Below are 2,746 nucleotides of genomic sequence, written 5' to 3' on the forward strand. Positions count from 1 at the left end.
TCCGTCCCTGGCCGAGCAGTTCGAAATCCTCGCCGCCTGATTGACCTCGCACCAGCGCCTCTCTGTGCCCCTATTCAGCCGTTGCAACAAAACCCAAACTTATCGTTGCTGACCGTACTCTCAACGCTATGCCCTCGACCGGATCGGAGCGGGCTCTTCCTCCCTTCCCGGGGCTTCTCCCGTCGCTGCGCTCCGGTCGAACGTTGCTGCCATCTCGGCGCGATAGCCGTGCCAAATGGAAGACCTGCGCCAATCACGCCTTTCCCGAGTTTTTGGTCAAGTCGCGCCAGCAGCACCTGTGCGGACTTCCGCACGACTGCCTTCACCTTGCGGCCGAATTTGGCACCAAAGTTCGCCAGTCGGTCTGAAGAATGCGGTGGCAGAAGACAGGACTGACAAGGGCGCCTTCCAGCACGCCTGTTTCGCGAGTCGCCTCCCCGATCGACGAGTGCCATCGGCAGCGATTGCGGCTCCTGCCACTAGACCAGTGAGGCGATGTGAACGGCACGGCCGCGCTATACGCTCGCCATGGTCAGCGCGCTTTCTGCCGTTGGAGATCCACCTGCCGAAAAATGCCTGATGGAAATCCATCAGGGGCGCCGAGTTTCCCTTCACAGATGAAAGGATAGCTCGATTGACTATCCTCCCTCGGCCACGCTTCATTGAGGAAAATCAAGAGGTGATGCAGGAGGCTGTCAGGTTTGCCTCTTCTCCAGATCGCCATGATAAGGGCATCGATGACCAACTGGGCCGTCATCTCTGCCTTCATGGCCCATTCGACGACACGCAGGAGAAGGTTGATGACAGTGGCAACGCAGAGCCAACGTTCGGCCGCTGCAGATGTAGGTGAAGTCGGCAATCCACTTCTGGTTCGGAGCCGGGCGCCTCGAGCGCGCAGGTCGATGACGTTGTCCGACACGGCCGCTCGCCCGCCGGTGTCCTTTGGCAATCCGCGGCGCCCCGGCCGGGCACGGAGTCCATTCTCCCGCATCAGCCGCTCGATAGGATGCAGCCCGCAGGAAAGACCCTTTGCCAAAACGTCGTGCCAAATAAGTGCGGTCGTTGCTCTTGAAGCTGCGGTCGATCACGCCCAGCAGCACCTCGTCTTGTCGGGACGGGGCGCTGGGGATGCGGTTGAGCCAGGACTTTGGAGCGCTTTCCATCCGACGGATTGCTGCAGTTTCAGCTTGAAGTGTCGGCTTCGCAATAAAATCGGCGGATGCAAAACACGCCGGCTGCGGTTTCGAACAAAATTGGGGTTTGAATCGTACGCAACGTCAAATTGCAACATTCTAAAGGAGCCGTGATGGGTCTATGGCCGTGCCACGCTTTTAACAAGTGAGGATTGCGATGATTCAGCCTGTTAGGCTCACCCTGCTCGAGGTTGTCCGTTCTCGAACACTCCCCATACGGACTGTTAGGGAAGTGTTTTATGCGCCCGACGGTTCCCGTCGGCCACCTGCAGCCGGAAGAGGCGAGCAGTTCGAGAATAGGCCAGATGTCTTCCGCGGCCGTTGCGGGACGGAAAGCGAGCTCGGTCCAAGTTCGGAATTCGATGCCGCGTGAATTTCCTCAGAAGATGTCGAATGCAGGGTGCGAAACCACGTGAGTCAAATTCGATGACGATGCCACCGGGACCGATCCGCCAATTGCAGGGTCGGGGAGCGTCGGACGTAATCAAATGCCGGGACGATGGCCTTCGGACTTATCTCACGATCGATCGCGACGTCTTTCGTCTCGGCGAGCCGCAATGGCTTGGCTCAACCTGCGCTTGTCTAGGAGAAATCCTCCAGCGTTAAGCTACTCGACAGAAAACAGTCATTCTCTTGCACAGCGATGATAAGAGCCCAAATGCGAACGTTACTAGTTGATCATCATGCGGACTTTACGCGCGCCGTGCAACGAGTGCTCTCGGATTACGGTTTCGCCGTTGATGTGACACGTACTCTCGATGAGGCGACTGCAGCTCTTGAGTGCGCGAGCTATGACGTTCTCGTGGTCGAGTTGGCCCTGCCAGATGGGGACGGCCTGGACTGGCTGAAGCAATTAAGGCGCAACGAACGCTCAACTCCTGCCATCATGGTGAGCAGCCTGAACGACCTCGATAAACGGATCGAAATTTTCAATGGCGGCGCGGACGATTTCCTGCCCAAGCCCGTGTCTTATCAGGAGCTCATCGCCCGGATGCGAGCCATTCTACGGCGGTCAACGCAGATGACTGACCCCATTGTTACATTTGGGAATCTCAAGTTCGATCCGGTCGGCCGGCAAGTATTCGTTGGTGGCCTGCCGCTAAAAATCGCGCGCCACGAAGTACGCATTCTTGAGCATCTGCTCAGCCGCGCACGCCGAATCATACCGCGCGCGTCACTGGAGCAACGGCTCTATGCGTTCGACAAGGAGGTCTCGACCAATGCGCTTGAAGTCGGAATCTATCGCTTACGAACGCTTTTGAGCCAGTCCGGTGCGACGGTACGGATCAAGACTGTGCGCGGTATCGGCTATATCCTTGAATTGAATGCCGCATCGCAATCCTCCGTAAAGCTTTCAGCTACTTAAAAGTTCTGTGCTTCTGCGCCGATGGTTGCGCCGAGTCTGATGTCGGTCAGGCGCGACAGCCCTCGCCACGATGTTGCCCGGTGAAATGCGCCCTAGGTGGTGTGGACTCTTGGGATTCCCAAGGCTGAGCAAATCAGATTCAAGGCTGTCTTTTGGAGGCAGCCATGGGTGTTCTCGACCGTCTGAT

Annotated in this window: 1 protein-coding gene and 1 pseudogene; one reads left to right on the forward strand and one right to left on the reverse strand. The window is 57.6% G+C overall.

Annotated features, from left to right (window positions below; genetic code table 11):
- Positions 1-679: 679 nt before the first annotated feature.
- A pseudogene (locus tag F3H98_RS30790) lies at positions 680-1,145 on the reverse strand (DDE-type integrase/transposase/recombinase); the annotation flags it as partial.
- Between the two features lie 706 nt (positions 1,146-1,851).
- Here F3H98_RS30790 and F3H98_RS30795 point away from each other — a divergent pair.
- Positions 1,852-2,559, forward strand: a complete 708-nt coding sequence (locus F3H98_RS30795; protein WP_149764784.1) for a response regulator — start codon at positions 1,852-1,854, stop codon at positions 2,557-2,559.
- The last annotated feature ends 187 nt before the right edge of the window (positions 2,560-2,746 follow it).

The sequence above is a fragment of the Neomesorhizobium albiziae genome (assembly GCF_900114255.1).
Lineage (GTDB): Bacteria > Pseudomonadota > Alphaproteobacteria > Rhizobiales > Rhizobiaceae > Neomesorhizobium > Neomesorhizobium albiziae.

What these genes read in the sequence shown, in the direction of transcription:
- F3H98_RS30795 (WP_149764784.1), top strand. Translation starts at nt 1,852, where the DNA reads ATGCGAACGTTACTAGTTGATCATCATGCGGACTTTACGCGCGCCGTG.